The following is a 25,717-nucleotide window of genomic DNA, read 5'->3' as shown; positions in this document are numbered from 1 at the left end:
TACCCAGTCCCCAGTCCCCAATTCCTAGCCATTCACAAATAAGGATAATAAACGTGGTTCAAACTAGTCTCAGCACCAATATTGTCAATTCCAATCAAGATCCAGAACCCAGTTATGGACAAATTCTGGCGGTGTTTATTCGCAGATTTCCTTGGTTTGTGGGAGTCTTTATCATTACAATTGCGATCGCAGCTTTTGTCACCGCTAGAACTAAGCCTACGTTTAAAAGCTCAATGCAGCTATTGGTAGAACCAAACTATCAAGGTAAAAATGATACAACTAGACCTGAGAATCAGTTTCTTGAACCTGATGTACAGATAGATACTGCCACACAACTGAATTTGATGCAAAGTTCAGGATTGATTCAAAAGGCAGTCGATAAACTAAAATCTGAATATCCAGATATTACTGTAGCTGACCTCAAAAGTGCCTTGGCTTTGGAGCAACTTAGAACTAAAGAAGATAATCTAGCTACCAAAATTTTCCAAGTAGAGTACACAGATAACGATCCAGAAAAGACTCAAAAAGTTTTGAGTGCAATTCGCCAAGTGTATGTGGAATACAACAAACAGCAACAGGATACTCGTTTGCAAAAGGGTTTACAAGTTATCCGAGAACAGTTGAGCAAAGCCAGCGAAGAAGTGAATGCGGCTGAGTCTAACTTACAAAGATTTCGCAGAAACCAAAATTTAATCGACCCAGAAGCACAAGCCAAAGCCTTAGAAGATTCTTTGAATAATATTGAGCAAGAACGCCGCACTACTCGCTCTCAATATCAAGAGGCTATTGCTAAACAAAAATCTCTAGAAGAACAATTAAACCGTTCTCCCCAAAATGCTTTAGTGGCTTCTCGTCTGAGTCAGTCCACACGCTATCAAGGTTTACTCAACGAAATTCAAAAAACAGAATTGTTGTTAGCTCAAGAACGTTTGCGTTTCACTGATGAAACCCCAAGCGTTCAAAAGCTGAAAGAACAACTGCAAAGCCAAAAGGAATTATTGCAACAAGAAGTAGGCAGAACTTTAGGTGTGAAGTCTGCTAGTGCGATGAGGTCTGGAGAACCACTTCTAGAACAGGGTCAGTTTGGTGAAATCGATTTAACTCTGGCTAGTCAACTCGTAGAAACCCAGACAATCATAGTTGCATTAACTGCCCGTGATCAAACTCTGGCACAAAAAGAAAATCAGATACGCCAAGAAATTAAACGCTTCCCGCCTCTTTTGGCTTATTACAACCGCATTAAACCACAGTTGCAATTCAGTCGGGAAAGATTAGAGCAATTGTTGCGTGCAGAACAACAGTTGCGTCAAGAACTAGCCAAGGGTGGATTTAATTGGGAAGTTGTGGAAGAACCCCAAGCTGGTATGAAGTTAGGCCCCAATCTCCAGCAAAATCTGTTGTTAGGTGCGGTAGTGGGGTTAATGTTGGGTGGTATTGCGGCTTTCATTCGAGAAGCATCTGATGATTCTGTTCACACTACGGCTGAATTGGAGAAACAAGCAGCGTTACCTTTGTTGGGAACTACACCTAAACTACCACCAGCTAAAACCAGAGACTCTGTAATTAAGTTGCCATTTGGTAAGCCAGAAACGCCTGCACCTTGGACAGTAGAGGTTTTACAATCTCCTCCCCGTTGGGAATCCTTGGATTTGATTTACAAAAACATCGAACTTTTAAATTCCGTTGCTAGTTTAAAATCTTTGATGATTTCCTCACCTGTAGTAGATGAGGGTAAATCAGGTTTTGCTTTGGGTTTAGCGATGAGTGCAGCTAGGCTACACAAACGGGTATTGTTGATTGATGCCAACTTACGCCAGCCTAGTTTGCATGAACAGTTAAATCTGCCGAATGAGCAAGGACTTTCCACTATTTTGTCTAGTGAGATTACTTTGCCGCATCAGATTGGAACTCATTCAGTTGGTTCAACTTACATTGATATTTTGACAGCCGGCCCCAGACCTGCTGATCCCGCCAATTTGTTGAGTTCTCCCCGCATGGCGGAACTGATGCACGCCTTTGAGGAGAACTATGATTTGGTAATTATCGACGCACCACCCGTTCTGGGTTTAGTAGATGCGATGTTGACGGCTTCTTCTTGTCGGAGTGTGGTGTTAGTCGCAAGTATGGGTAAGGTGACTCGTACCCAAATCGCGGAAGCGACAGCCATGTTAAGCCGATTAAACCTGATTGGAATCGTTGCTAACGGGGTGGCTAACTCTGGTAGTACATATGTGCAGTACGCCAGGGAGAATCGATTTGCTTTACATCAAGGGGTGGAGAAGTAGAAGGAGGCAAGGGGGCAGGGTGCAGGGGGGATATTTAACCCAGTCCCCAATACCCAATTCCCAGTCCCTATTTTTATTGTGCGATCGCGGCAAATGCAAGACAGGCGATCGCACATTTTTTTATGCGTTTTATTTCTGTAAATAGCCCCAATTTTATATTAAAAATTATTGGAATACTTGACTTTTTTATCTGTAATTATTAAACTTTTTTAGTGTAATAAATTAACTATTATTGTTAGCGAATAATTAAGTATATTTATATCACCTTTATATTAAACTAGAAAAACACTGTCTATTTAAAGAGTAAATAAAGAATTCCTTCTGGCGTATAGTCATTTCTACAGAGTCTTATATCCTAGAGATTGAAATTGATTTTAGGTGAATCAAAGACAATACTGAACTAGCTTGATCAATTTTTTTCAACTAAGTAAATAGATAGATAGATAGCCAAAACTCAAACTAATAACAAAAGATAAATTCTGGCACTGAATTTACGGCTCTCTAAATCTCTCCAACATCCCTAATTTAAATTCGAGAGTTCAACATTTCGCTGTCAAATTTATCATGATGTTTAGTGCTATTTATCTATTTAGTATTTCAGTTACCAGAAATTGCCCAACAGCACTATCAAACAAATTAGATAATAGCTGTTTATACAATTGTTACCAGGATGTTTTTCAAGGCAATATCTACAACTTTGACCAAAAATGCTAATTATCCTCAAAGTCTTTGGCATTGATAGTCTTTGATGTTACCGCAGTGATTTACTTTGTATAAATCCAAAGACCTATGACCAGCACAATAGTTCCAAACCTTGATCATTACTATCCTCCTACACCTCAACAACTGGCTTCTTGCTCCTCTCACTACACACTGCAATGGCGGCGGGGTCAGCTTTTAGTGAACTCTGCTAAAACATTAGCACAGCTATATTTACCCTCTTTTGATAATCAACAATTGCTAGTCGAGTGTTTAAAACATTCGCCAGTTAATTTGGTGAGTATAGATGCAAAACTCGGCACAGATATGTTAGAGTTTTGGGCTGAAGCTTGTCAGCAAGCTCATAAACCGATATTTTTGCGCGTTGCTGATGGCTCAAGACTATTCAAAAGAACTAGCCAAGGAGCAATATGGCTGCAATTTATAGATAGATTAATTGCAGGCTTATTACTGCTGTCATTATTTCCAGTCATGGCAGTGTTATTCATGCTCATACAACTTTATTCACCACAATCATTATTTAGTCGTGAGTGGTGTGTAGGGGAAAAAGGCAAACTATTTCAACTAATTAGATTTTCTACCAATAGTCAGAAAAATAGTCAGTTGGTGTACTGGTTACGCCAATCTGGCTTAGAAAATCTCCCAATATTATGGAATGTCATTCGGGGTGATATTAGTTTAATTTTCACCCGTTGCTGGACTTTAGAAGATGCGGTACGAATCAGTTTATCTAGACAGGAACAGCTAAGTACGCTACCAATCGTCACAAATTCATGGGAAGTTAAAACAGAGTCGTAAATAGTGCATTTTCAGAGTATAACTCTTTAATTTACTTTATCCTGAGAGTTAACCAGGATGTAAGAAATACTAAATTAATAGGGTTTTATACAGTTAAAATTCTGCACAAATCTAGTTTTAACTACGGATTGATGGACTGTTAAATATTGACAGTCCATCAATCTCCTAAATCAAGCCAGATTTTAACAGTGAACAGTGAATAGTATTGGTGTCTCTTATAAATTCTCCAACATATACCGTTAGGACTGATAACTGACAACTGTTGTAACCATATCTTTTCTAGACAAGTAATCACTAAATTAAAATGCCTAAACAACCGATTAATTTATTGAGAGCCAATAAATTTTGGCAAAACAATTATTTGATTTTGCGAGAGTTCAAGCATTTTCGCAAAATAGCTATTTTAGCCGTTATATTTTCCTTTCTAGCTGCCAGTTTTGAAGGTGTTAGTATTGGATTTCTCCTGTCATTTTTACAAAATCTGACTAATCCTAATCAACCAATGCACACAGGTATTGCTTGGGTTGATGTAGTTTTAGTCTCTGATATTGTGCCGATTAGCCCTATATATCGCATATCTATATTAATTTTGTTGAGTACTTGGATGCGTGCCGCCTTCAATTACTTTGCCGGCATCTACACCGAATCGGCTCAACTGAATTTAGCAGATCGCTTGCATAAGCAAATCTTTGAACAATTGCAGGCGATGAGGTTGAGTTATTTTACTCAAACCCGTTCTGGAGAACTCATTAATACAATTACTACAGAGATTGAAAGAATCAAACAGGCTTTTAGTGGAGCGGCTTTCGTTTTTACTAGATTCCTCACAGTTTGTGTTTATTTCATTGTCATGTTTTTAATATCATGGCAACTTTCTTTGGTTTCTGTTCTCATCTTTGCACTGCTAGCTGTAGGACTATCTACATTAAATAAACGCGTCAGAGAAACCAGTTTTGGTATTTCACAAGCTAACTCTCAATTTACAGCTACGGCTGTTGAACTTATTAACGGGATTCGTACAATTCACGCTTTTGGTACACAAGAATTTGAAAGACAGCGTTTTTATAGAGCTAGTACCAATCAACTGAATGCTGCTATTAAGGTTGTCTTAGCGTGGACAATGGTGAAGCCGATAGCAGAAGGCATCGCCACAACAGTGTTAATTAGTTTGATTGTAATTTCTTTCACAAGTTTTACATTACCAGTTGCTTCATTATTGACATTTTTCTTTGTTCTAGTTAGAGTCATTCCTAACATTCAAGATGTCAATGGTACTATGGCTTTCTTGAGTACATTGCAAGGCTCGGCAGAGAAGATTAAAGAGATTTTGCAAACTCAGAATAAACCTTATCTCCAAAATGGCAAAATTAAATTTTCAGGTTTAAAACGCTCAATAGATTTAGTATCTGTAGATTTTGGCTATACTGCCGATAATTTAGTGCTGAATAATATTACCTTGACTATTGAACGTGGTCGTACAACCGCACTAGTAGGAGCTTCTGGAGCAGGTAAAACTACATTAGCTGATTTAATTCCCCGATTTTACGATCCCACCGAAGGCCATATTTTAGTCGATGGTATTGATTTACAGAAATTGGATATCTATTCCTTCCGTCAAAAAATGGCTGTAGTTAGTCAAGACACATTTATTTTCAACAATTCGGTACGAGAAAATATTGCCTACGGGACATCAGGAGCAAGTGACGCACAAATTCGCGAAGCGGCTCAACTAGCAAACGCCTTAGAATTTATCGAAGAAATGCCAGAAGGATTCGATACTAAATTAGGCGATCGCGGTGTACGCTTATCGGGAGGACAAAGACAAAGACTAGCAATAGCCCGTGCATTACTCAGAGATCCCGAAATCCTCATCCTCGATGAAGCCACCAGTGCTTTAGATTCAGTATCCGAGCGATTGATTCAAGAGTCTTTAGAAAAACTAGCTGTGGGTAGAACCGTAATTGCGATCGCTCACCGACTTTCAACTATTGCTAAAGCTGATAAAGTCGTCGTTCTCGAACAAGGAAAAATAATAGAACAAGGCGGCTATCAAGAATTACTAGAACTCAAAGGAAAGTTGTGGAAATACCACCAAATGCAAAATCAAACTAGTCAATCTTGAAATATATAGGATTCCTATTTGATTTTTGAAAAGAACTCAGTACACTTTTATCCCTTCTAACCTGTTCCCTGTTCCCTTACTACGCAAATGATTTCAGGAATCAAAGCGGATTCCTATACATGGGTGTAATACCAATTCAAAATTCAAAATTCAAAATTCAAAATTAATAAATCTCCATCCTACACAGGTTTCTAGATTTGGATTTATTTCGGAATTTTAGTGAATTGGTATACAAGAAATTTCACTTCAATGCCCCATTACCCATTACCCATTACCCATTCCCGATCATAAATATTACTATGAAAGTTTCCGTCATTATTTCTAACTATAACTACGCTCGTTATCTTCCCAAAACAATTGATTCTGTTTTAGCTCAAACCTATTCCAACATCGAAATCATTATTGTCGATGACGGTTCTAAAGATGATAGTCGTGATGTGATCACCAAACTGCAAGCAAAAGCACCAAATCAAATCAAAACTATTTTCCAACCCAATCAAGGACAAGGTGGTGCTTTTAACGCAGGGTTTCAAGCCGCTAGTGGTGATATCATCGCCTTTTTGGATGCTGATGATATTTGGAAACCTGAAAAAGTGCAGCGCATTGTTGAGATATTTAACACATCAGATGTAGTAGGTGTCATGCACCATTTAGATATTATTGATGCTGATGACAAGTACATGAATAATGCTTCTACTCAGGGGCCAAAGTTGAGTGAGGATTTAGCTAAAGTAGTCTTGAATACTGGTAATGCTTGGTGTTTTCCTCCGACTTCTGGACTTTCCTATCGTCGGGAAGCATTAGAAAAAGTGTTTCCTATTGACCCGATTAAATGGCGGATTTGGGCTGATGGTTGCATAATTTACTGCACTGCTTTTTTAGGTAAGATTAAAACACTACACGAAAATTTAGGTAGTTACCGCATTCATGGCGCGAACAATCACATCGGTCAAGGGGTAGCCACCAAAGAACAGGAAGCAAAAGCACAAGCAGGAATTGAACAAACCAACCGCTACATTAACGAATTTTTAGAACGGATTAATTATCCTACCAGAGTTGACCTATCCCGTAATCTTCAGTATCGCCGCACTAAGTATTACCAGCAAGGTAAATGGAATAGTCGTGAAGTTTGGGCGATTTCCCGTTTAATTATGGGTTGGTCTTTCTACTCCTGGCAAGAGCGAGTATATTATTTAACTCGTTTCTTATTTAAGAGTGGAAAATTTTTGGCTCGTCCTGCTGTTAATACGGAAAGTACAACAATTTAGTAGTAAATGTAATTGGAAATTATTAAGGTTATGAATTTACCACATCCTCATTGTCCTCAAATTGCACCAGTTCCAGCAGGAGTTACACGTCCACTGTGGTCAGTGATGATTCCTACTTACAATTGTGCAGAATATCTGCGTGAAACCTTAGCTAGTGTGTTAGCGCAAGATCCTGGCCCTGAAATCATGCAAATTGCAGTGATTGATAATTGTTCCACACAAGATGATCCCGCAGCCGTAGTTGCAGAACTAGGTCAAGGTCGTGTGGAATTCTATCGTCAACCTACCAATGTCGGTGCAATTAACAACTCTCATACTTGTTTAGAATTAGCACGCGGTCACTTGATTCATCTTCTGCATAGTGATGATTGTGTGCGCGATGGTTTTTATCCAAGAATGGCGCAAGCTTTCCAAGAAAATCCGCAAATTGGTGCTGCCTTTTGTCGCAGTGTATATATTGATGAGCATAGCAATTGGCAAGGACTTTCTTGTTTAGAGTTACCAGAAAGTGGGATTCTTCCTAGCCCTTGGATAGAGCGCATTGCCGAACTATGTTGTATTTCTGTCCCATCAGTTGCAGTAGTACGCCGTGAGGTGTATGAACAACTAGGAGGATATGACCGACGCTGTGGTTTGAGTGGCGACTGGGAAATGTGGGTGAGAGTGTTCACCAATTACCCCATGTGGTTTGAGGTGGAACCTTTAACGTTATGGCGTAGACACTTTTTGTCTGTTACCCAACTCAATGCTAAAAGTAAAACTTTCATTCAAGAAACCTTTGATACTGTAGAGATTATTTTCCAATCTTATTTACCCTCTATTATCAACGGCAAAGTTCATAAAAAAGCCAAGCAAAACTGTGCTTTCTTATCTTTAGAAGCGGCTTTAGCATTGTTTGCTCAAGACAAGATACCGCAAGCGATCGCTCAATTGCAAATAGCACTTCAGTATCGTGCTTCTTTCAAAGTGATTAAATCTGCTACGAGAATCATGGCTTGGGAGGGAATGCGATCGCTATTACGCAAAATATCAAGGAATTCAAAATATCAAACAACAGCTAATTCCGCAGCCCTCAACTACCTGAAATCATCTTAAAAAAACTCATATCCAACTTTTTATTCTGAAACAATGAGTCCATACAATAATGATATTCCCATCATTTCACCAGTTCCACAGGGAGTTAAACGTCCACTGTGGTCAGTGATGATTCCTACTTACAATTGTGCAGAATATCTGCGTGAAACCTTAGCTAGTGTGTTAGCGCAAGATCCCGGCCCCGATATTATGCAAATTATGGTTGTGGATGATCATTCCCTAGAAGATGATCCGGAGGCTGTAGTAGCAGAATTAGGAAAAGGTCGTGTTGAGTTTTATCGCCAACCACAGAATGTCGGTATTACCAAAAATTTTCAAACCTGCTTAGAACTGGCACGAGGTGAATTAATTCATCAGCTACATGGCGATGATTTAGTACGCGATGGATTCTATCAAAAGATGGCGCAAGCCTTTCAGCAGCATCCAGAAATTGGCGCGGCTTTTTGTCGTAATGTTTTTATTGATGAATATAATCATTGGCAAAATTTGTCTGATTTAGAACAGAAACAGAGTGGTATTTTACCCAGTCATTGGTTAAATCAGATTGCTGGTGTTTGTTGTATTCAAACACCTTCAATAGTGGTACGTCGCGCAGTCTACGAAAATTTGGGAGGCTTTAATCATCGCTTAAAATGTGGTGAAGACTGGGAAATGTGGGTAAGAATTGCAGCTAATTACCCCATTTGGTATGAAATTGAAGCCTTGGCACTTTATCGAGTGCGTTCCTATTCTCAGACTAGACGAAATGTCATCAATGGTCATTACATCCAGAATTTGTACAAAGCTATAGAAATTTTTGCAGACTATTTACCTAACACTGTACCTGCAAGAGTTATCCAACAAGCAAAAATCAATTGTGCTTACTTCGCTCTAGAAACAGCACAAGGCTTGTTCACAAGAGGTGATATAGGTAGAGCGATAGCACAAATTAAATTAGCTCTTCAGTTTGCTCCTCAAGGGAAAATCATCGGATCAGCAAGTAAAGTTATTCTTTGGCATGGGACATTATTACTATTATCAACTTTAGCTCTTGTCCCGTCAAAAATATCACGGATTCTTGCCAAAATTCATCCCATAGCAGTACAAGGCTGGAAGTCATCATAAATTAAAACTAATTTGTGGCATCGTTATTATTTGCTTGTAAAAACACAATCTGGCAAAAATAATTATTCAAAATTATGGCTATAGATACTAACTCCCCAACTCCCTTGGTGAGCGTCATCACACCTACTTATAATCGTCCAGATTACTTAAAAGCAGCCTTAACAAGTGCTGTCAGACAAACCTATCGCCATATTGAAATTATTGTTTCTGATAACTGTAGTCCTGAAAATCCCCAAGCTATTGTCGAGTCTTTTAATGATCCTCGGATTCGCTTTTCGCGCAATACAACAAATTTGGGGATGTTTGGAAACACCATCAAAGCTTTCAAAATGGCACGGGGAAAATATGTCGCTAGTTTGTTAGATGATGATATGTGGGAAGCAGACTTTTTAGAAAAGCTTGTCCTACCATTGGAAGCTAACCCAAATTTAGCTTTAGCTTTTTGTGATCATTACGTCATCGATGCACAAGGCAATATAGATGATGCGATGACTCAAGAATGTTCTCAGTTCTATAAGCGATCGCATCTGGCTAAAGGCATATATCAACCTTTTTATCGTCTCGCTTTAATAGATAGATCCGTCTCTTCTGCCACAGCTGCGGTAATTCGTCGGGATGTGATTGATTGGGATGCCATTCCGGCTGAAGTTGGGGGTTCATGGGATATATATTTGAACTATCTTTGTTGTCGTTCTGGATTAGGAGCTTATTTTTATCCAGAAAAACTGACGCGTTATCGTGTCCATGAACAAACAGACACAATGCTCAGTGGTAAACGCAACCCCCAAGCCAAAATCCGCAAAGCACAAGCCGATATGTTCTGCTATGAGCAATTTATGGCAGATGAAAGACTAAAAGAATTTCAACCCTATTTTCAACAGCAATGGGCCCATGTCAGCACCACGTTAGGCATAGGTTTAATGCGGAATCAACAACTAGAAGCAGCACGTTCTTACTTTTGGCGTTCCCTCAAAGAGAGTCTAAAACTCAGAACCTTAGCCGGACTAATGCTGAGTTTTACACCCCCTGCGATCGCATCTAAGTTTTAGTCAATAGTCAATAGTCATTAGTCCCCAGTCCCCAGTCCCCAATCCCCAATCCCCTAGTAGGTAATTAAAATGCGAATATCTGCTTGCATCACAACTAGAAATCGTCCACAAGATTTGGAAAATTGTTTGCGATCGCTGTGGAATTCTGATGTCAAACCGCACTCTGTTGTGGTGTCTGATGATTCACCAGATATAGAAGTACAGCAACAAAATTATCGGATTGTTCAACAATATCCCCAGACGATTTATATTACTGGGCCTCGGATTGGTGTTTGTGCTAATCGTAACAATGCGGTAAATGCCATTTCTGTTGCTGAAACTGACTTTGTGGCATTTATTGATGATGATATTTACGTTGATTCAGACTTTCTAGCTGGTGCGATCGCGCGATATCAGCAAATGTCATCTGAACAGCAAAATAACACCATTATTTCCGGTGTTAGTCGCTGTTCAGATGGCGGTCAAATGGTTTCTGGCAAGTTGTCTTTTCGAGGATATTTCTGTGCTAGCGATATTCCCGAAACTGTAGCAATTCATGCGTCTATTTTCCCTCGTCAGTTTCTTGAACAAGAACAGTGGGACGAAAATATATTTTTTGGCTATGAAGATGCAGAACTTTGTTTAAGAGCCTTAAAAAGAGGCTACAAAATTCTTCATTGTCCAGAATTACAAGTATTTCATGCCGGAGCAAATGGTAAAAGCTCTTTGATGGTATCTGACATTGGTAAGTTAACTAACTACGAAATTTCTATAGAAGCTGCCAGATTATATGTTGGTATAAAACGTTATAAAAATTTATTCCCTAATGCCTTAAAGCTAGCAGTTTTCTGTTTTGTGTATGTCGTACACATGACCGCATATCTATGGAAGCGAGGCTCACTACAAGCCTGGCCAGAAATTATTCGTCGTTCTCATGTTCAAAGATTGTGGCAACCATTTGGGGTTTAGAGTGCTGAGTAGTGAGTAATAAGTAATGAGTAATGAGTAATGAGTAATGAGTGAAGTTTTTCTTCCCCTGCTTCCCCTGCTCCCCCTACCTCCTCAGTCCCCATCCCCGATTAATCCTATATTTCACAGGGTAATTAATTGTGAAAGTATGTATTGTTACACATAATGTCATTAAAGGTGATGGTCAAGGACGAGTCAACTATGAAGTGGCTTTAGAAGCTATTCGTCGTGGTCATCACGTTACTCTATTAGCTAGTCAAGTAGCTGCTGAACTACAGCAGAATCCCCAAGTTAATTGGGTGGCTATTCCGGTGGAAGGATGGCCGACAGAATTATTGCGTAATTTTATCTTTGCTTTTGTCAGTACCAATTGGTTGCGTCAACATCGCCATGAGATTGATGTAGTTAAAATCAATGGTGCAATTACTCATGAACGTGGTGATGTCAATGCAGTGCATTTTGTCCATAGTTCCTGGTTGAAATTCTCTTCTGGAAAGGCTGCACCTAAGTCACGCCGAATTTTTTATAACTTTTACCAGTGGTTATATACAGCTTTAAATGCACATTGGGAAAAACGAGCTTTTCTTCAGGCGCGAGTTGTGGTGGCGGTTTCTAAGAAGGTGGCGCAGGATTTACAAGCCATTGGTGTATTGCCAAAAAATATTCGAGTCATTGTCAACGGTGTAGATTTAGAAGAATTTGCACCAGGAAAAATTGACCGTCAGCAATGGAATCTACCAATAGATGTTCCTCTGGCGTTGTTTGCTGGTGATATCAGACTTGCGCGCAAAAATCTAGATACAGTTCTCAAAGCTTTAGTTAAAGTTCCTGATTTACATCTGGCGGTAGCTGGAATTACGGAAGGTAGTCCCTATCTAGAATTAGCCGCAGCGTTGGGATTGCAAGAGCGAGTCCATTTTCTGGGACTACGCCGTGATATTCCCGACTTGATGAAAGCTGTTGATTTTTTCGTATTTCCCTCTCGGTATGAGCCGTTTGGTTTAGTAGTAATTGAGGCAATGGCTTCTGGTTTGCCCGTGATTACCGTTAGTAGTACAGGAGCAGCCGATTTAGTAAAACCTGAATCTGGCATGGTTTTGGCAGATTCAGACGATATAGAAGGTTTAGCCAAAGCGATGTTGACTTTGAGTAGCGATCGCCTCCTGAGACAAACAATGGGTACAGCCGCCAGAGCGATCGCCACTCAACACAGTTGGACAAACATGGCTAAGTGCTATGTGGATTTATTCGAGGAGTTAAAGCAGTGATGAAAATCACCGTCATCATCCCTACTTACCGTCGTACCAAAGACCTAGAACGCTGTTTAAATGCTTTACACAAACAAATACGACCAGCCGATGAGGTAGTATTAGTAGTCCGTGATTCAGACCAGGAAACCTGGGAATTTCTCACCACCTTTGACCCTCTGCTTTTACCATTACGCGCCACTACAGTCACTATTCCTGGTGTAGTAGCAGCGATGAATGCAGGTTTAAATGTTGCCCAAGGAGACATTGTCGCCTTTACCGATGATGATGCCGCCCCTCATACTAATTGGTTAGCACAGATTGAAACTCATTTCTTGGCAGATGAGCGCGTCGGCGGAGTCGGCGGCAGGGATTGGGTATATCACGGAAAACATTTAGAAGATGGAGCTTGTCCAGTCGTGGGACAGGTGCATTGGTTTGGACGCATCATTGGTAATCACCATCAAGGCATCGGCGCACCCCGTGAGGTAGATGTTCTCAAGGGTGTTAACATGAGCTTTCGCCGCCAAGCCATTCAAAAACTACACTTTGACCAACGGATGTTAGGTACAGGCGCACAAGTCCACTTTGAAGTAGCCTTTTGTCTCGCCCTCAAGCGCGCCGGCTGGAAACTCATTTATGATCCTCAAGTCGGAGTGAACCATTATCCCGCCCGAAGATTTGACGAAGATCAGCGCAATCAATTCAATGCCATTGCTGTAGTTAATGCCGTACACAACGAAACCTTAGCATTACTAGAACATTTATCGCCCACACAAAGATTAGCGTTTTTGTTCTGGGCTGGATTAGTCGGAACAAGGGACGCTATGGGTTTAATTCAATGGTTACGTTTTCTCCCCAGCGAAGGCCTGTTAGCAGGACAAAAACTATTAGCATCCTGGCGTGGTCGCTGGCAAGGTTGGCAAACGTGGCAATTCAAAAGGGAATGGGGAATGGGGCATAGGGCATAGGGAATGGGGACTGGGGACTGGGAGCAGGGGAGAAGAACTAATGACTAATGACTAATGACTGATGACTATTGACTATTGACTAACCGGAGATTTTAAGTGGTTCAAATACATACACTTCCTAATAGTCCACCGAGAAAACAATTTGTGTTCGGCAAACAACCGCCGTTAGCTTGGGCAGCTATACTATCTTTCGTTCTGTTTTCCGCAGTCTGTATTTTTGCTGGTGCGGCGGGTATTCTTCGCACGGCTTATGTGATCATGTCCTTTGCTGTCGGTATTTTTTTATATCTGCGATACCCTTTACTTTATACAGGTTTTACTTGGTGGATTTGGTTTGTTACTCCCTTCGTGGCTCGTTTGGTCGATTATAGAAGTGGTTGGGACGCAACGCGTTTTATGTTGGTGTCACAATATTTAGTGACGTTATTAACTTTACATACTTTTTTAAAAGAACTGCCAAGGTCACTGCGCCAAGGCAGTTTACCTTTTGTATTGGCATTTTTAGGTGTGTTTTACGGCTTTCTGATTGGCGTGATTAAAACATCACCTTTTACTGCGGCACGGGGTCTTTTAGATTGGTTAACACCTATTACTTTTGGTTTTTATCTATTTATTAATTGGCGAGATTATCCCTCATACCGTCGTACTATCGAGAGGACTTTTCTCTGGGGTGTATTAGTCACAGGTATTTATGGGGTGATACAGTTTCTAGTCGCGCCTGAGTGGGATTTATTCTGGTTAACCAGTACAAAATTGACTAGCATGGGTGATCCTGAGCCTTTAAAATTAAGGGTTTGGAGTACGATGGCATCTCCTGCACCCTATGCAGCTATGATGATGGCAGGTTTGGTATTGTTATTTAGTAATAAAAATTTTCTCCGTATTCCTGCTTCTGCAATTGGTTATTTGGCCTTCTTACTCACAACAGTACGTACATTATGGGGTGGTTGGTTAATAGCATTTCTTACTTTTTTGACTGCCTTAAAAGCTCATTTGCAAATGCGCCTGTTCATAACGATTTTGATCATGGCACTGTGTATAGTTCCATTAACACAAATCAAAGAATTCTCCGAACCTATTACTACTAGATTTGAAACTTTTTCTCAGTTAGATAAAGATGACAGTGCTAAGGTCAGACAAAAAATATATGAAGATGGTTTGAATAGTGCTTTAACTAATGGTTTAGGCAACGGTGTCGGCAATACTTTTATTGTGAATAAAAAAGGCATTTTAGAACCGATTGTGATTGATAGTGGCATTTTAGATATGTTTTTCACATTAGGTTGGTTTGGCGGTGTATTTTACTTAGTCGCAATATTTATGGCGTTTGCGGGATCTTTTCAATATTCTGAATATCGGTTTGATACTTTTATGGCTGCATCCAGAGCAATTAGTGTGGGGATGTTATCAACGTTGTTAGGTAATAGTGGAATGTTAGGGATGCCTGGGATGGTACTTTGGGGCTTTATTGCTCTCGCAATGGCGGGACACAAGTATCATGTCAGTTCTCGATTCGATTAGTTAGGGATGAGTAATGAGTAATGAGTGCTGAGTGCTGTTAGCGGTAGCGCGGCGTTTAGCCGGTGCTGAGTAATGAGTGCTGAGTGCTGAGTAATGAGTAATAATGACTAATGACTAATGACTAATGACTATTGACTAATGACTAATGACTATTGACTATTGACTATTGACTATTGACTATTGACTATTGACTATTGACTAATCACAACCATCCCCGTAACCAATAAACAAAGCTACCAACATATTCTTTGAGGGCATTAGTAAATTGATGTAGATTGTTAGTGTCTGGTAATAAGTTGAGGATAGCGGCTTTGGGGCTGCTGGCGAGTTCTTGGAGTTCGCCTTGGCTGACGAGAAAGTCTGTTGGTGCGGGGATAGCATCAATACCTTGACGCTGAAAAATTTTCAACGATCGCGGCATATGTAAGGCAGAAGTGACTAACAGTATTTGCCGAATACCGCGAGATTCAAGAATTTTTTTGACATTGACGGCATTTTGATAAGTATTGAGGGAATCTGGTTCTTGAATTAATGCTTCGCCGGGAATCCCGATAGATGTCAGGAGAGTCACCATATCTGCTGATTCTGATGAACCACTCCCCCGCCAATCAATTCTTCCACCACTGAGGATAATTAGAGGAGCTTTTTTTTGACGGTATAGTTGAGCCGCATAAATTACGCGATCGCCTTGTTCACTCAAATCAACTGTTGGACGCGGAGGAAAGGCTGATTTAGTTGCACCGCCTAATACCACAATTGCTTCTGCTGTAGGTAATTGGACTGAGGGGATATTTTGCCATTCTAGCGATCGCACTAAATATTTAGAAACCCAAGCATTCCCGCACAATAATAATAAAATTAACGACCAAGAAATAGCGATCGCTGCAACACGCGGTCGTTTCTTCACATTAAATAAAGCAAATACTAAACTGAAACAAGCCAGTCCCAACGGATAAAAAAATAACGGTAATAACTTAGAAAGATATAAAAACATAATAGAGCATCAGTTGTGGGAAAGAGGACACACAGAAGCAGAGAAGATTTCATCCCAATACCTAGTCCCCAGCGAAGCACTGAGCTTGTCGAAGTGTCCCCAATCCCCAGTCCCTACTTACCCCAAAACTTAAAACTGAAACTACCAGGTACGCGACGATAACGACGGCTAGCTCTCCTTTTTTGCTGTCTGGTAATTCTACTGGTAGACTGTTGCTGTTGACCGTCCACCTCTTCTACAACTTCTACTGGTAATTGTGTTTGAGTTTGTTCCTTACTTCTCCACCAAGCGATCGTCCAACCCCCAGCCAAAGCACCAATACCGCCAAGTATGATGCTCATGAGTGCTGGATAGCCTAACCAACTAAATCCTAGTAAGAAAAATAACCAATATTTTAATCCAGCATCAATCCCATCAGCCGAGGGTACGGTGGGTGGTTGGGGACTAGTTTTAGTAGTATTGGTAAACCAACCCAACATAAACCAACCCAAAATCCCCAAGAAAATACTTAAGGTAATTGTCGTTCCTGTCGAGTTCAAAATAAATGCGATGAATGCCCCAAAGAGAAATTGAGATATAGACTCAGGGGAAAAATTGAATAAGTTTTTGTTTTGTGACATAGGGAAAGTAGGGGTGTAGGGGTGTGATACCAATTCAAAATTCAAAATACCCTATCGGGAAGCAAGCTACAAAATTCAAAATTAAGAAATCCATTTTTAACAAGGGTTTCTGGATTTGAATCTGTTTCATGATTTTAGTGAATTGGTGTGAGGGTGTGGGGGTGTATAAAAGTTTTTACCTCTTGTCCCTTGCGCTTTCAATTTTGGATTGGGAATTTTAAATTTTAGAATGTATGATTCAATCCAAAATCCGAAATCCAAAATCCAAAATTCTTCCACCCCCTGCCTCATCCTCAAAATATTTACTTTATACTACTGAATTTTGGTAATTGTGTTTGTGGTGGTTGAGTTGTATCCCAAATTTGTACGTAGGGTTTTTCGGTGTCGGTAAAGGCTTCTGCTTGCTTGAGTTGTGAGGCTAATAAGTCTACTGTGGCATCAGCAATATCACCAGTACGGTTAGCTAGACGTTCTTTGACTACTTCTAAGGGGGCTGTGCAGTAAATAATTTGCAGGGGTAGTTGGTGTTTTTGTGCCTGGGCGATCGCTTCTTGTCTCAGTTCTTGTTTATCATACTTAGCATCTAAAATCACGGTGTAACCTTGATTAGCTAGTATAATCCCCAAATTCAATAACCGTGCATAAGTTTTGTGTGTCATTTCTGGCGTATATAAATCATCGCCTCCCCGTTCATGCAGAGGAACTCCCCCTAAGTGTTTTCTAACTGCGTCAGAACGAATATGAATCGCGCCTGTTTGTCGTGCTAAATATTTAGCTGTTGTGCTTTTTCCCGAACCAGATAAACCTGAAGTTAAAATCAGTTTTCCTTGTTTGGGTTGAGTATATTCCCAAGCGAGTTTGTAGTATTGGGCTGCTGTTTTGCTGGCTTCTTCTTTGACGCTAGCTGGTACACCAGGGTCATCTAACAAAAATGATGTCACCTTAGCTCGGACATAGGATTGACGATTTACATATATTGGTAATACTTCTAATCCTTCCCAATCGCCAGTCTCTTCTAAATAAGTATTAAGATAAGCATTACTTAAATCAGGACGCTGCTGTGCTTCCAGATCCATGACTGCATAAGCAACATCAAACATGACATCCACAAAGCGGAATGGTTCGTTGAATTCAATACAATCAAACAGCAAAATTTTATCTTGCCACAGACAAATATTTCTCAGGTGTAAGTCGCCATGACACTCCCGAATATAGTCATTTTGGATGCGACGTTGAAATAACTCTTGTTTTTCGGCAAAGAAACGGTCGGTGTAAGCTTTAGTTTCGTCAAACTGTGTCTGAGTTTGGGGGCCGCCAATATATTTTTCGGTTTGCTGGTAATTTTCATCAAATGCGGCTCTAACTTGAGCTACTTCCCCAAAACTCCGAATATAGTCATTCGTCTCGGTTTTGGCGTGGTATTGTGCCACAACACGTCCTAATTTTTCTAAATGGGTCTCGTCTAACTTCCCTTCCGCAAATAGTGAACTAAGTAGAGTATCTTGGGGAAACTGACGCATTTTAACTGCATATTCTACAGGCTCACCTGTCCCCCCCAGAATATACTGCTCACCCTGCAAAGTTATCGGTAACACTTCTAAATAGAGTTCCCCCGCACCCCGTTGATTTAACCGCAATTCTTCCTGACAAAAATGCTGGCGTTTCTCTAGGGTGGAGAAATCTAGAAACCCGAAATTTGCAGGTTTTTTCAATTTATAGGCATAGTCCCCAGTCAGCAACACATAGGAAATGTGGGTTTGAATGAGTTGAATCGATTCTTGTACAGGATGGGGGTAGAACCCTGGCTGTAACATTTGCTCAATTAAAGCGGGAAGAGTGACTTCGGTCATAGGAATTTTGAATTAATTTGAGTTCGGGATTAGCTAAAACCTTGATTATGGTACTATTTTTAACTCAATGAAAGTCTTAATTCTTAGTTCTATTGTGCAAATTTTCGTCCTCATACCAATTCTTTAGGAAGTTGCAGCAAGTAAATGATGTAGAGAAGTTGCATACAAAGTCTTTACAGTGCAGAATCAAGTGCATCTTCAATTAAAAAAAGGTATTACCATTACCTACCTGCTCTCAACACCTGTTCAGCCGTTAGTTTTAAACCTGGAAAGGTGAAAGAGACGATGTTTTGAGTACCTCGAAACTGTTGAATTTCATATTCTCCATTCATTAGGGTACAGATAGAGAGGGTGGGTTGTTTGGGTTTGCCAATGTGTCGAGTACCACCACTACCTGCATAATCTGCAATCCAATATTCGGGAATACCTAAAACCGCGTAGTCTTCAACTTTCCGGGCATAGTCATTTTGCCAGTTACTACTAACAACTTCTACCACCAACTTAATTGAACTACCAAGGGTCAGAATCGATTGTTCAGACCACAGTGGTTCTTTGGTGAGTTCATTTCTATCAACAACTGCAACGTCAGGGCGGAATGCTGTCACACCGATGTTAGAAGGGCGCAATAGTCCTCGCTGAAGAACAAACCAAGGTAAGCCTGCGCTGTCAATCTGAACGCAAATCTTGGCGGTAATGAAAGCCCCAACCTCTTCATGCAGTCCTGTGGGTTCCAAGTCAAATACTTCTCCATCGATCAGTTCATAGCGGCGATCGCTACCATAAAGGGTGAGAAACTCTTCAAAACTGAGGGGCTTTTGTTGTTTTGCTTGGTCTATCGTTGTAGTCATAGGTCAACTTCGCCCAATTAATGCCTTCAGTCTACCAAATGAAAGATTGTGACCCTTGTGGTTAACGGTGAATCAACTTAGATAGGTTTTTGTAAATGTCTGTGAAAAAACTGTGTTAGCTCACGCCATGAATCTTCTGCGGCTGACAGGTTATAAGAAGAACGCTCATGGCAGAAAAAACCATGATCAGCATCAGGATAAACTTTTAATTTGTATTCTTTGCCAAGTGCTTGGAAACGAGTTTCGATTTGCTGAACACGTTCTGGGGGAATAAATGGATCGATACCACCATGAAATAAATAAATAGGTACTGTAATGTTGGTGATTGCTTCTATCCAGTCATCTAGAACCATGCCGTAGAAGGGAGCTACAGCTGCTATTTTGTCTGAAAATTTGCAAGCGGAGAGAAAGGACAGACCACCACCTAAGCAAAATCCGGTCACTCCAATTCTCTCTGGGAATACATCTGGCTGCGACTTTACATAAGCGATCGCAGCTGCAATATCTTCCTCTAGGGGTTTACCGAAGTCAAGGCGGTACATCATCGCCATCGCTTGCTCAACCTCTGCATACTCAAACTTATTGTTTGGCAACTCACGATAATACAAATCTGGCGTAAGAACTACGTAGCCTTCATTAGCAATTCGGGCTGCTACATCTTGAATATGGGAAGTTAAGCCAAATGCTTCCATCAGAAGAATTACTGCTGGTTTCTGCCCAGATTCAGCAGGTTTATACAAGAACCCAGGCATTTGTCCATCAGGCGTAGAAATTTTCACCTCTGTCTTAACGATTTGCATTTGATTACTCCTACCTGTTGGATTTACGTACTATCGTTAGATACGAGATTGGGATTTATACCAATTTTAGACTTTACAAAAAAAGTGCGTGGGGGGTTTCCCGAAGGGTTCTAATTGCTCAAATATTGGAAAAACAAAAAACCAGGGTTTTATCCCTGGTTTAATTAGCAATTTTGTCAAAATTCTAATTGCTCTTGCTTTTGTCTACTTGCTGTTAGCTGTAGCGCAAAAACTAATGTGGTAAGGAGTACCTTTAGCTGGATGTACCTGAACTTCTTTCAGTACAGTTTTACCAGTCCATTGCAATTCGGGAATAGAGAGTTCAATCTCTGTTTTTTCTACGGCAGCAGATTTTAGTAGACGTTCTACAACCTTAGCATCAACTACTAAAGAGATAGATTCCCTACCTTTGTGACCGTATAAGTTAGCGGGGATGAGTCCAGAACGACGTAATGCGTTGGGTTTGCTACCTTCTGGTCTGGTTTTAGATTCAACAGTCAAAGCCATATCAGTTATCAGTTATCAGGTGTTAGTCATTAGTCATTGGTCATTAGTCATTAGTTATTAGTCATTGGTCATTAGTAAAAAACTTTAGACCTTTGACTTTTAACTTCTGACTCAGCACTTAGCACTCACCACCGGCTAAACGCCGCGCTACCGCTAACAGCACTCACCACTCACTACGCACTCAGCAAGGAAGCGGGAGTACCATCAGGGTGGAGTAGGGCGCGTTTTGGCCCGTGAATTGGGTCTTCTACGATAATAGTTTGATCACGACTCGCACCTAGTGAGACGATCGCGATCGGGACTTCCATTAATTCTGCTAGGAATTTCAGGTAGTCCAATGCTTGCTGTGGCAAGTCTTCCAAGCTGCGGCACTCGCTGGTGGGTACTTGCCAGCCTGGTAAGGTTTTGTAAACGGGGCGACACTGGGCAAACTTTCTCGCGCTAGTGGGGAAGTTTTCACAGTGTTCACCGTCTATTTCATAGGCAACACAAACTTTGATTTCCTCTAATTCGTCGAGGACATCTAGTTTGGTAATCGCCATACAGTCCATACCGTTGATTCTCACGGCATAACGACCGATAACAGCATCAAACCAACCACAACGGCGTTTGCGTCCGGTGGTTGTGCCGAATTCTGCGCCGCGATCGCACAGGTGTTCTCCTAATTCACCTTCCAATTCGGTAGGAAATGGGCCTTCACCAACTCTGGTGGTGTAAGCTTTAGAAACCCCGATTACGCGATCTATCATTGTCGGGCCTAACCCTGTGCCGACACAAGCCCCTCCCGCCACTGGGTTGGAAGATGTCACATAGGGATAAGTTCCGTGGTCTAAGTCCAACAGCGTCCCTTGCGCCCCTTCAAATAAGATGTTGCGCCGTTTTTGTACTGCATCGTATATCTTAAATGAAGTATCAACGACATAAGGTCGCAGACGTTCTGCATAACCTAGATACTCTTCGATCACCTGTTGCGGATCTAACGGTGGTATGTTATACAGCTTTTCTAAAATAACGTTCTTATAATTAATCGTCCATTCCAACTGGTCGCGCAGGGCTTTTTCGTCCATCAAGTCTAGTATTCTAATCCCTGTACGCTCTGATTTGTCAGCGTAGGTAGGGCCAATCCCTCGACCAGTCGTGCCGATTTTATGGCTTCCCCGTCTTTCTTCTGATGCCTTATCGATTAATCGATGGTAGGGCATCGTGACATGGGCTGTCTCAGAAATGAGCAGATTTTTCGTAGAAATATTTAAACTTTCTAATTGGTCGAGTTCTTTTATTAAAACTTGTGGATCGATGACTGTCCCGCAGCCAATCACGCACTCTGTATCTGGATATAAAATACCAGAGGGAATCAAGTGCAGTTTGAAGGTCTGACCCTTGACTACAATTGTGTGTCCAGCATTCACACCCCCTTGGTAACGTACTACCACATCTGCGGATCTGCTGAGTAAGTCAGTTATTTTACCTTTCCCTTCATCGCCCCATTGGGCCCCTATCACAATGACGTTAGCCAAGCTTTTATTATTGAGGTAAAGTTTCCACAAAGAACCATTATCAACATATTCTGTAATATTTGTCAATAGTTAGTAGTCATTAGGGAACAGGGAACAGGGAACAGGAAAAAGTTTTTCTCATCTCCTACCTTGTCCCCAGTCCCCAGTCCCCAGTCCCCAATCCCTAATCCCCAATCCCCAAATCTAGATAAATTTACACAATCTTCCTAGAAGTACACAATCTTTCCTCAGTAATATTTGTTAATATTATTGAAATTTTATAGACAAATTATCACTATGGCTTTATATGCGGAATTGCACCGACACTTGGGGGGTTCTGTTGTTCCCCGTGTCTTGTGGCGTTATTTTGAGCGACATTCATCAGAGTTAATCTCTCGGTTTAGCAGTTATTCAGATTTTGAAGATTTTTACACTCGTCCACGCAATACTCTAGATGAATACTTAGAACTGCATACTTTAGTGGAAAGTGTGCAAACAGCAGAGACTTTACCGTACTTTATCTATCGTTTGGTGCGTGGTGCTTATATTTTCGAGAATTTGGCTTATCTGGAATTGCGTTATACTCCGTATTTACGGACACCAGAACATTTAAGTCAATCACAGAGAATTGACAAGATGACGGAAATTGTGGAAGTGGTTGGTAAAGCTAGCCATTTACCGGAATATCCCATTGTTACAAGTCAAATTCTGTGTATGCACTCACGGCTACCGTATGAGGTAAATAAAGCGATTGTTGATTTAGCGGCACAGAATAGACAGTATGTTTGTGCTGTAGATGTGGCTGGTGGCGATAGTCATTATAGCGATCGCCTGCAAGAATTGATTAGTCTGTATGATTATGCGCGATCGCTAGGAATTAACACCACTGGACATCTTTACGAAACTACTGATGGCTGCTACCCAGAATTATTACCTTATCTGATGAGGATTGGTCACGGTATTCAGATTCCTTTATTGCATCCAGAACTACTTCCAGAGGTGGCAAGACTCGGACAGTGTTTAGAAGTTTGTCCCACAACTTACCTCAAAACTGGGACTTTGCAGGATATCCGCCAACTGAAATTAGTATTTGACCGATGTTTTGAGGCTGGTGTAGATATAGCTATCTGTACTGATAATGCTGGCTTGCATAATGTCCGTTTGCCTTTTGAGTATGAAAACCTCTTAACTTACGACATTATCAATTTTGAGCAACTACAAGCCTGTCAAGATGCTGCTTTTCGTCACGCTTTTGCTTGGCCTTACGGTCAACGTCCAGCATATCTATTGAATGGTTTATTACAACCAGAACGCGCCACCGCTTTAGCCTGATGTTACTCCCCCATCCTTAGTGAGTGCTGAGTAATGAGTTTAGTGAGTGCTGACTATTGACTATTGACTATTGACTGTTGACTAATGACTAATGACTAATAACTATTGCTAAACTAAGTATGTCCCCAAGAACCAATTACTATGCTCAAGCGTTCTAAGTTCGAGACAACCCAGTCTCAGATTATGCACCGTGCCGAGGATTTAATTAGTGCAGCTTCCAATCGCTACCGCATTACGGTTCAGGTGGCAAATCGTGCCAAGCGTCGGCGTTATGAAGAATTTGAAAGTGCCGAAGATGCGATGATGAAACCTGTACTAAGGGCAATTATTGAGATGTCTGATGAACTGACACAACCAGAAATCATCGGCGAATTGTGAAACTAGTGCTGAGTTGAAAGTGCGGAGTGCTGAGTGTAAAACTAACAGCTTTGTGCTTTCGCCTCAGAATATTTATTTATATGAGCTAGTAAAGGTTTTTCTCAATATCAATTCTCAGAATCAAATTTGTGCAGTTTAAATTATTAGCTTTGGCAAAGTCCTCCGTAGGTATCACTGCCTTAAATCTCAGCATCATTTTAGGGACTTCCGCAATCAGCATATTACCCCAATCACCAGCCCAGGCGCAAAGAATTACCCCTAGCGATGTGTGGCAGTTAGTTTATCAGCAATTACCGGATTTACCCAAGGAAAACCAATATATTAGCCAATCATCGGGTAAAGTTGCAGAAAATAACACCTTAATTAGTCGTCTGATTAGATATCACATTTATATAAAAGAACGCGCCCCCAATTATCGACTTGATTGGAAGCTAACTTTGGCTGATTATCTGGATGCAAATGAAATCATGTATGACAATACTTACCCAGGTAATGATACTTTAAAGCAAAACCCCTTAGAAGGCGATCGCGCTGCCATTAAACGCCTGACTCGCAGCCAAAGAAATGCCCTAGTTCAAGTCCTCACTAATATTTTTAACCCCAGTCCCCAGTCCCCAGTCCCTAATCCCTAATCCTCATGGAACGTTTAATTAAAAGCGGTGAAGGCTGGCGTATTGGCTGGAATCCCCATGCTAGCGAATTTCAAGGGTTAGTAGGAACTGATGACTGGGCAATTGAGTTAACCTCAGCTGAGTTGGATGATTTTTGCCGTCTGTTAGCCAAGCTAGCCGACACGATGAAACAACTCACCGCCGAATTAATGGATGAAGAAAAAATAGCCTGTGAAGCCGAAAGCGATTTATTGTGGATGGAAGTAGAAGGCTATCCCCATGAATACAGTCTGCGCTTCATCCTCAACGCAGGTAGGTGTGCTGAAGGTAAATGGTCAGCCTTTGCTGTTCCTGGTTTGTTGCAAGCTGCGGCGACTCTGAAAGTTTTCTAAGTTTTCCCCTTGACTATTCTATAATTTGAGAATATTATAGTAAATCGTGACCGGGGCGTAGCGCAGCTTGGTAGCGCGCCACTTTGGGGTAGTGGAGGTCGTGGGTTCGAATCCCGCCGCTCCGATTAATAAAATCCCTATACAGCAAGGGTTACAGGATTTCTCCTCCCCTTGCTTTTTTGATTTATGACAGACTTTATTGATTAAAATTGGTATGGGAGTGGTATGAAGTTTAAAGGGCTACAATCCAGTCCTGGAAATACTTTTAGCTATTTAGTGGTATGACACTGTTATGAACCTGGTTTAAGACCCTATTTTAAGCACTAATACTTAAATAGCTCAATTTTGGTATAAATTGATTCAGAAGTAATTAATATTATTAAATAACTCACCTAATACATTAGAAATATAGACATCCTTAGCATTTAAGATATATAACTGAATTAATCTCTAACTGTGAGTGGGGTCTGCCTAAAAGGTTCAGATATGAACAAGCAGGATTGAGATTATATATATAACTCTGAGCCGAGAGGGGGATAGTTCTAGACTATTATGACTTGGGCTCAATAGAGATAAAAGGCTATGTTTAGCTCAAAGAAGCATATAAGCATAGTCAAAGATTGGCCTGTTTAATTTTGCAGTGACTGCTATTCTTATTGCTTTTCTTCTAGATCCTCAAAGGAGAATAGTGTATTTACTTTTAGCTATTCTTTAGATCCTCACTGGTAAGTTATGATCTCTCAGTGAGGAACCTACGCTAT

Annotated in this window: 22 protein-coding genes and 1 tRNA gene; 16 read left to right on the top strand and 7 right to left on the bottom strand. The window is 40.8% G+C overall.

Going from position 1 to position 25,717, the window contains the following annotated elements:
• Window positions 1–53: 53 nt before the first annotated feature.
• The 11 genes from ACQFX9_RS14530 (at window position 54) to ACQFX9_RS14480 (ending at window position 15,128) form a co-directional block, all read left to right on the top strand.
• Complete coding sequence (locus ACQFX9_RS14530) at window positions 54–2,285, top strand: GumC family protein (protein ID WP_427162648.1); 2,232 nt, start codon at window positions 54–56, stop codon at window positions 2,283–2,285.
• A 789-nt stretch (window positions 2,286–3,074) separates the two neighbouring features.
• Complete coding sequence (gene hepC, locus ACQFX9_RS14525; protein WP_427162647.1) at window positions 3,075–3,803, top strand: heterocyst development glycosyltransferase HepC; 729 nt, start codon at window positions 3,075–3,077, stop codon at window positions 3,801–3,803.
• 304 nt (window positions 3,804–4,107) lie between these two features.
• Window positions 4,108–5,925 carry a heterocyst formation ABC transporter subunit HepA gene (gene hepA, locus ACQFX9_RS14520; protein WP_427162646.1) on the top strand — a complete coding sequence of 606 codons (1,818 nt, stop codon included), beginning with the start codon at window positions 4,108–4,110 and terminating at the stop codon, window positions 5,923–5,925.
• Window positions 5,926–6,224: 299 nt separating this feature from the next.
• Window positions 6,225–7,193, top strand: coding sequence for a glycosyltransferase family 2 protein (locus tag ACQFX9_RS14515; protein ID WP_427162645.1), 969 nt, complete (start codon window positions 6,225–6,227; stop codon window positions 7,191–7,193).
• 30 nt (window positions 7,194–7,223) lie between these two features.
• Window positions 7,224–8,288, top strand: a complete 1,065-nt coding sequence (locus ACQFX9_RS14510) for a glycosyltransferase (RefSeq protein WP_427162644.1) — start codon at window positions 7,224–7,226, stop codon at window positions 8,286–8,288.
• Between the two features lie 33 nt (window positions 8,289–8,321).
• Window positions 8,322–9,392, top strand: coding sequence for a glycosyltransferase family 2 protein (locus ACQFX9_RS14505; RefSeq protein WP_427162643.1), 1,071 nt, complete (start codon window positions 8,322–8,324; stop codon window positions 9,390–9,392).
• Between the two features lie 74 nt (window positions 9,393–9,466).
• Window positions 9,467–10,441: a glycosyltransferase family 2 protein gene (locus ACQFX9_RS14500; protein ID WP_427162642.1), complete on the top strand. Its 975-nt coding sequence runs from the start codon at window positions 9,467–9,469 to the stop codon at window positions 10,439–10,441.
• A gap of 69 nt (window positions 10,442–10,510) precedes the next feature.
• Window positions 10,511–11,389 carry a glycosyltransferase family 2 protein gene (locus ACQFX9_RS14495; RefSeq protein WP_427162641.1) on the top strand — a complete coding sequence of 293 codons (879 nt, stop codon included), beginning with the start codon at window positions 10,511–10,513 and terminating at the stop codon, window positions 11,387–11,389.
• 140 nt (window positions 11,390–11,529) lie between these two features.
• The gene (locus ACQFX9_RS14490) at window positions 11,530–12,657 is read left to right on the top strand and encodes a glycosyltransferase family 4 protein (protein ID WP_427162640.1); all 1,128 of its coding nucleotides are present in this window, start codon (window positions 11,530–11,532) and stop codon (window positions 12,655–12,657) included.
• A complete protein-coding gene (locus tag ACQFX9_RS14485; RefSeq protein WP_427162888.1) occupies window positions 12,657–13,607 on the top strand; it encodes a glycosyltransferase family 2 protein in 951 nt (316 codons plus the stop codon). The genes ACQFX9_RS14490 and ACQFX9_RS14485 overlap by 1 nt, the downstream gene beginning before the upstream one ends.
• 105 nt (window positions 13,608–13,712) lie before the next feature.
• The gene (locus ACQFX9_RS14480; protein ID WP_427162887.1) at window positions 13,713–15,128 is read left to right on the top strand and encodes an O-antigen ligase domain-containing protein; all 1,416 of its coding nucleotides are present in this window, start codon (window positions 13,713–13,715) and stop codon (window positions 15,126–15,128) included.
• A gap of 202 nt (window positions 15,129–15,330) precedes the next feature.
• On the opposite strand, the gene ACQFX9_RS14475 is transcribed toward ACQFX9_RS14480, so the two are convergent.
• The 7 genes from ACQFX9_RS14475 to ACQFX9_RS14445 all read right to left on the bottom strand — a co-directional run bounded on the left by ACQFX9_RS14475 (window position 15,331) and on the right by ACQFX9_RS14445 (window position 22,264).
• The gene (locus ACQFX9_RS14475; protein ID WP_427162639.1) at window positions 15,331–16,122 is read right to left on the bottom strand and encodes a YdcF family protein; all 792 of its coding nucleotides are present in this window, start codon (window positions 16,120–16,122) and stop codon (window positions 15,331–15,333) included.
• A gap of 113 nt (window positions 16,123–16,235) precedes the next feature.
• Window positions 16,236–16,742, bottom strand: a complete 507-nt coding sequence (locus ACQFX9_RS14470; protein ID WP_427162638.1) for a hypothetical protein — start codon at window positions 16,740–16,742, stop codon at window positions 16,236–16,238.
• 302 nt (window positions 16,743–17,044) lie between these two features.
• Window positions 17,045–18,592, bottom strand: a complete 1,548-nt coding sequence (locus ACQFX9_RS14465) for an AAA family ATPase (RefSeq protein WP_427162637.1) — start codon at window positions 18,590–18,592, stop codon at window positions 17,045–17,047.
• Between the two features lie 221 nt (window positions 18,593–18,813).
• A complete protein-coding gene (locus ACQFX9_RS14460; protein WP_427162636.1) occupies window positions 18,814–19,440 on the bottom strand; it encodes a Uma2 family endonuclease in 627 nt (208 codons plus the stop codon).
• A 77-nt stretch (window positions 19,441–19,517) separates the two neighbouring features.
• Window positions 19,518–20,240, bottom strand: coding sequence for a dienelactone hydrolase family protein (locus ACQFX9_RS14455; RefSeq protein ID WP_427162635.1), 723 nt, complete (start codon window positions 20,238–20,240; stop codon window positions 19,518–19,520).
• 204 nt (window positions 20,241–20,444) lie between these two features.
• Window positions 20,445–20,747: a 50S ribosomal protein L25 gene (gene rplY, locus ACQFX9_RS14450; RefSeq protein ID WP_236142668.1), complete on the bottom strand. Its 303-nt coding sequence runs from the start codon at window positions 20,745–20,747 to the stop codon at window positions 20,445–20,447.
• A gap of 173 nt (window positions 20,748–20,920) precedes the next feature.
• On the bottom strand, window positions 20,921–22,264 hold the full coding sequence (locus tag ACQFX9_RS14445) for an adenylosuccinate synthase (RefSeq protein ID WP_427162886.1): 1,344 nt from the start codon (window positions 22,262–22,264) through the stop codon (window positions 20,921–20,923).
• A 276-nt stretch (window positions 22,265–22,540) separates the two neighbouring features.
• Between ACQFX9_RS14445 and ACQFX9_RS14440 the strand changes: the two genes are divergently transcribed.
• From ACQFX9_RS14440 to ACQFX9_RS14420, 5 genes are all read left to right on the top strand, one after another.
• Window positions 22,541–23,575, top strand: coding sequence for an adenosine deaminase (locus ACQFX9_RS14440; RefSeq protein ID WP_427162634.1), 1,035 nt, complete (start codon window positions 22,541–22,543; stop codon window positions 23,573–23,575).
• 141 nt (window positions 23,576–23,716) lie between these two features.
• Window positions 23,717–23,953: a DNA-directed RNA polymerase subunit omega gene (locus ACQFX9_RS14435; RefSeq protein ID WP_015140372.1), complete on the top strand. Its 237-nt coding sequence runs from the start codon at window positions 23,717–23,719 to the stop codon at window positions 23,951–23,953.
• Window positions 23,954–24,144: 191 nt separating this feature from the next.
• Complete coding sequence (locus tag ACQFX9_RS14430) at window positions 24,145–24,585, top strand: hypothetical protein (protein WP_427162885.1); 441 nt, start codon at window positions 24,145–24,147, stop codon at window positions 24,583–24,585.
• 5 nt (window positions 24,586–24,590) lie between these two features.
• Window positions 24,591–24,956, top strand: coding sequence for a DUF1818 family protein (locus ACQFX9_RS14425; protein ID WP_427162633.1), 366 nt, complete (start codon window positions 24,591–24,593; stop codon window positions 24,954–24,956).
• Window positions 24,957–25,007: 51 nt separating this feature from the next.
• A tRNA-Pro gene (locus tag ACQFX9_RS14420) sits at window positions 25,008–25,081 on the top strand.
• The last annotated feature ends 636 nt before the right edge of the window (window positions 25,082–25,717 follow it).

It is taken from the genome of Aliinostoc sp. HNIBRCY26, assembly GCF_050235535.1.
Classification (GTDB): Bacteria; Cyanobacteriota; Cyanobacteriia; order Cyanobacteriales; family Nostocaceae; genus Trichormus.
This window is presented reverse-complemented; position numbering and strand designations above follow the sequence as displayed.

Coding starts and splice junctions, on each gene's coding strand:
- hepC (WP_427162647.1), top strand. CDS start 3,075: ATGACCAGCACAATAGTTCCAAACCTTGATCATTACTATCCTCCTACA.
- hepA (WP_427162646.1), top strand. CDS start 4,108: ATGCCTAAACAACCGATTAATTTATTGAGAGCCAATAAATTTTGGCAA.
- ACQFX9_RS14515 (WP_427162645.1), top strand. CDS start 6,225: ATGAAAGTTTCCGTCATTATTTCTAACTATAACTACGCTCGTTATCTT.
- ACQFX9_RS14510 (WP_427162644.1), top strand. CDS start 7,224: ATGAATTTACCACATCCTCATTGTCCTCAAATTGCACCAGTTCCAGCA.
- ACQFX9_RS14505 (WP_427162643.1), top strand. CDS start 8,322: ATGAGTCCATACAATAATGATATTCCCATCATTTCACCAGTTCCACAG.
- ACQFX9_RS14500 (WP_427162642.1), top strand. CDS start 9,467: ATGGCTATAGATACTAACTCCCCAACTCCCTTGGTGAGCGTCATCACA.
- ACQFX9_RS14495 (WP_427162641.1), top strand. CDS start 10,511: ATGCGAATATCTGCTTGCATCACAACTAGAAATCGTCCACAAGATTTG.
- ACQFX9_RS14485 (WP_427162888.1), top strand. CDS start 12,657: ATGAAAATCACCGTCATCATCCCTACTTACCGTCGTACCAAAGACCTA.
- ACQFX9_RS14475 (WP_427162639.1), bottom strand. CDS start 16,122: ATGTTTTTATATCTTTCTAAGTTATTACCGTTATTTTTTTATCCGTTG.
- ACQFX9_RS14470 (WP_427162638.1), bottom strand. CDS start 16,742: ATGTCACAAAACAAAAACTTATTCAATTTTTCCCCTGAGTCTATATCT.
- ACQFX9_RS14465 (WP_427162637.1), bottom strand. CDS start 18,592: ATGACCGAAGTCACTCTTCCCGCTTTAATTGAGCAAATGTTACAGCCA.
- ACQFX9_RS14460 (WP_427162636.1), bottom strand. CDS start 19,440: ATGACTACAACGATAGACCAAGCAAAACAACAAAAGCCCCTCAGTTTT.
- ACQFX9_RS14455 (WP_427162635.1), bottom strand. CDS start 20,240: ATGCAAATCGTTAAGACAGAGGTGAAAATTTCTACGCCTGATGGACAA.
- rplY (WP_236142668.1), bottom strand. CDS start 20,747: ATGGCTTTGACTGTTGAATCTAAAACCAGACCAGAAGGTAGCAAACCC.
- ACQFX9_RS14440 (WP_427162634.1), top strand. CDS start 22,541: ATGGCTTTATATGCGGAATTGCACCGACACTTGGGGGGTTCTGTTGTT.
- ACQFX9_RS14435 (WP_015140372.1), top strand. CDS start 23,717: ATGCTCAAGCGTTCTAAGTTCGAGACAACCCAGTCTCAGATTATGCAC.
- ACQFX9_RS14425 (WP_427162633.1), top strand. CDS start 24,591: ATGGAACGTTTAATTAAAAGCGGTGAAGGCTGGCGTATTGGCTGGAAT.